At 65.9% G+C, this 3903-nt stretch carries 4 protein-coding genes; all 4 read left to right on the top strand.

All coding sequences use genetic code 11. From position 1 onward, the window contains the following. On the top strand, positions 1 to 2470 hold a 2470-nt coding region (locus tag LN042_RS36535; protein ID WP_283844035.1), incomplete at its 5' end, for an RHS repeat domain-containing protein. Positions 2471 to 2481: 11 nt separating this feature from the next. Then, positions 2482 to 3009, top strand: coding sequence for a hypothetical protein (locus LN042_RS36530; RefSeq protein WP_230055778.1), 528 nt, complete (start codon positions 2482 to 2484; stop codon positions 3007 to 3009). Positions 3010 to 3542: 533 nt separating this feature from the next. Further along, positions 3543 to 3698: a hypothetical protein gene (locus LN042_RS36525; RefSeq protein WP_230055777.1), complete on the top strand. Its 156-nt coding sequence runs from the start codon at positions 3543 to 3545 to the stop codon at positions 3696 to 3698. Continuing rightward, the coding region (locus LN042_RS36520; protein WP_372495889.1) for a hypothetical protein at positions 3695 to 3903 on the top strand (209 nt) is incomplete at its 3' end. The genes LN042_RS36525 and LN042_RS36520, both read left to right, overlap by 4 nt.

Below are 3903 nucleotides of genomic sequence, written 5' to 3'. Positions count from 1 at the left end.
TCTCGGCCGCACCACCCGCTACGAATACGACGGCGCCGGCAACCTCATAACCATCACCCGCCCCGACGGCGAACAGAGCAGAGCCGTATATCTGGAAGAGCTCAGTCTTCCCACACTGATCACCGAGCCCGGTGGAGCAACCTGGCACCAGACCTACGACGAGACGGGGCGCCGCATCCGTCTCGTCGACCCACTCGGTGCTGTTACCCGGTATGCCTACGACTCGCTCGGCCATCTGACCTCCACCACCGACGCGCTTGGCCACACCACATCGCTGCGCTGCGATGCGGCCGGACTCCCGGTCGAGATCAGCGATCCGGACGGAACCACCACCCGCTACGAGCACGACGCCTTCGGCCGTACCATCGCCATCACCGACCCGTTGGGTGCGGTCACCCGGTTCACCTGGACGGTCGAGGGTCGACTCGAGACCCGGACGACCGCTGACGGGGCCACCGCGAGCTGGAAATACGACGGCGAGGGAAACATGCTCGCCCACACAGACCAGCTCGGCCAGATCAGCACCTTCGAGTACACCCACTTCGAAACGCTCGCCGCCCGCACAACGCCCGATGGGGCGCGTGTCACGTTCAGCCACGACGCGAACATGCAGCTTGTCGGGGTCACCAATGCGCTGGGCCAACAGTGGACATACGCCTATGACGCCGCGGGGCGCCTCACCAGGGAGAGTGATTTCCACGGCCGTACGTACAGCTACGAGTTCGATGCGGCCGGACAGGTCGCGAGTGTGACGAATCCGCTGGGTCAGGTCAGCCGCTACGGTTACGACCGGCTCGGCCGCACGGTGTCCAAGGATGCGGCCGGACGTGTCACCGCCTATGCCTATGACCCGGCAGGGCACCTGATCAGGGCTGCCAACGCGGACGCGGACGTGGCCCGCACGGTTGACGCCCTGGGCGGCCTCCTAGCCGAGACCGTCAACGGCCGCACCGTCACTCACACGCGTGACGCCCTGGGGCGTCGTACCGGCCGAGCCACTCCCGCCGGCCACATCAGTACCTGGACCTACGACCAAGTCGGCCGCCCCACCGCTCTCGCCACCTCGAACGGCATACTGGACTTCACTTACGACGCGGCCGGGCGCGAACTCCGACGCGCCGTGGGCGAGCGGGTCAGGCTGAGCAGCGAGTGGGACGCCCGGCACCGCCTGATCGGCCAGACGCTGAGCGTCGGCTCGCCCGCCGAGCAGTCGGTGCTCCAGCATCGGACCTACGGCTACCGCGCGGACGGTGACCTCATCGGCCTCGAGGACAGGTTCGTCGGCCAGCGTACTTTCGAGCTGGACGCCGCCGGTCGGGTCACTGCGGTCAACGCCTCGCCATGGACCGAGCGCTATGCCTACGACCCCGCCGGCAACATTCTCGAGGCTGACTGGCCCGCCACCGGCGCAACCAGGGCTGCCCTCGGGACGCGCACTTACACCGGCACCCAGCTCACCACGGCCGGCCGGGTGCGCCACGAGTACGACGCCGCCGGGCGTATCACTCTTCGCCAGGTGACCAGGCTCTCCCGCAAACCCGACACCTGGCAGTACACCTGGGACGCCGAGGACCGTCTCACCGATGTCACCACCCCGGACGGTTCCTGGTGGCGCTATCTCTACGACCCGTTCGGACGGCGCATCGCCAAGCTCCGCCTTACCCCGGACGGGACCGATGCCGAGGAGCGCACCGACTTCACCTGGGACGGATTCAACCTCGCCGAACAGACCACCCACGCTCCGTACCTGCCTGGTCCGCACACGCTCAGTTGGGACCACAAGGACGGGTACCCGCTGGCGCAGAGCGAGACGATCACCACTTCCGTCGGCGATTCTCAGGAGCAGGTCGATCGCCGGTTCTTCGCGATCGTCACCGACCTGGTCGGTACCCCCACCGAGCTCGTCGACACCGCCACAGAGACGATCGCCTGGCGCGCCAGCCCCACATTGTGGGGCCTCACCACATGGCGTCAGGACGGTACGACCTACACGCCGCTCCGGTTCCCCGGCCAGTACTTCGATCCGGAGAGCCGCCTCCACTACAACGTTCACCGCTATTACGATCCGGAAACCGCCCGTTACGTCAGCCCCGACCCGCTCGGCCTTGCCCCTGCCCCCAATCCTGATGCGTACGTCCACAACCCGCAGACCTGGTCGGACCCGCTGGGACTGTCGCCGCATGTCTCCCGGCAGAAACAGGACCAGCACGTTGCGGGGACCAAGGAGTACCAGAAGCGAATCGCAGACGGCACGCCGACCTCCGTCTTCCGCAACCGCGCCGAGGCGGATGCCTATGCCCAGCACGCGTGGGACAACGGGACACCGGTACCCGGCCGTCCCCACCAGCGTGACTACGAATATGGAAAGCCCGTCGGACGAGGACCGAACGGTGGATGGCAGACGAAGGTTCGCGTTCATCAGGACCAGGCGGGGAAGATCCATGGTCACCCGGCCGGCCGCGAATACTAGGATTGGTAATCATGGGAAAACGTCTTCATCGCGCCAATGAGCCCTGGAACTGGAGTGCGCTACGGGAGCTGAATCAGCGGTTGTATGAGGCCTACGGGGATGTCGATCACCCCCGCAGGTCCTTCGTCCGGACCGTTGCCCGACAGGAGCCGTACCGCGATGCGGTAAGCGAACTGTCCGCTTCCAGCCCAACACTGGTGGACGACACCGATGTCAACTGCGATGTTGCCTTCAGCTACATCATCGAGACCCCGGATGGTCCGCTGTTCCTGCGACTCTCCATGGTCGGGCCGTACGCGATGTTCGCGAGGGATCGGGATGGTGCTCTGGGGCACGTGATTGCATCGGAGTCGGACTGCACTTCGGACCTTGAGCGCGATGTCGTCCGAGCGCTGCTGCGGCACGGCATCATGCTGCTCTCCGAGGCCCAGTTGGTGGCGCCCGCCGAGCTGAACCTCCCTGATCTCGACCAGGTGTCGGTCTACAGTGCGCTCTTCGCGCCCGAAGAGGAAGCGCCGCGGGCGTGGTCCTCGACCTGAGTTCTCCCGCCCGTCTCGGCGACGGGCACGCTCAGGCCAGGATGGGCCGGGCAAGTGCGGACTCCTGGCACTGCTGGTTCAGGCGCTGAACAGGACGACGATCTAATCGGTGGCGCTGCGGCTGCGACGACTGTCCTGAGCAACCAGCCACGCCCGTTGCCCGACTTGCGGACAATGGGCACGGCGGCTGTGATCGCGCCTCAGGAGTGGGCGCGGTGACGCTCCGTGGCTCTGGCACGGAAAGTGATCCAGAACCGTGATTCACCGACCGACAGCGGGTAAAGCCAGGCCGGCCGGCATTTCCTCCTGGAACGAGGTGCGCAGGAGCGGTAGCAGCGTCTCGGCGGAGGCGGGCCGAGGAACTTGGGTTTCACGCTGGTCGCAGCGACCTTGGAGCGGTTGACGGTTACGGGTCGGTGACAGCCGGCTCGCCCATGAGTCGGCGGAGATGCTGATCACGTTCGAAACCGGCCGCCCCTGTTGTACGTCTGAACTATTGTCGTGGTGCGTGCCCATCGGGGGAAAGGGGAGCTGTGGCGGTCGAGGTGCCCGGTGAAGTGGTGGCGGTGCTCCAGCTCATCGGGGCGAACTGGCCGAATGTGGATGAGGACAAGGTCCGCGAATCCGCTGCACTCATACGGGAGTTCGCGGACAATGTGGACGGGACGCATCAGAAGGCCACGGCGTGACGAACCAGATCGTCAAGGCACTTGAGGATGCGGCGAAGAAGCTCGGCACAGCGCTGGCCAAGGATGCCGGCAAGGCGGTGCAGGACTTCTATCATTCGGCCGGCCAGAAGTTGAAGACGGTGGCGAAGAACACCGCCGAGACCGACGCCAAGCACGCGGAAGATCTCAACAAAATCCTGGGCGGTGCGGAGAAGGACGTCCCTAA

Source organism: Kitasatospora humi (assembly GCF_020907985.1).
GTDB lineage: Bacteria > Actinomycetota > Actinomycetes > Streptomycetales > Streptomycetaceae > Kitasatospora > Kitasatospora humi.
Note: the sequence above shows the minus strand (reverse complement) of the source record. Positions and strands in the feature narration are given on the sequence as shown.

Bases quoted from the DNA above. Each gene is read 5' to 3' on its own strand.
- LN042_RS36530 (WP_230055778.1), top strand. From the start codon at position 2,482: ATGGGAAAACGTCTTCATCGCGCCAATGAGCCCTGGAACTGGAGTGCG.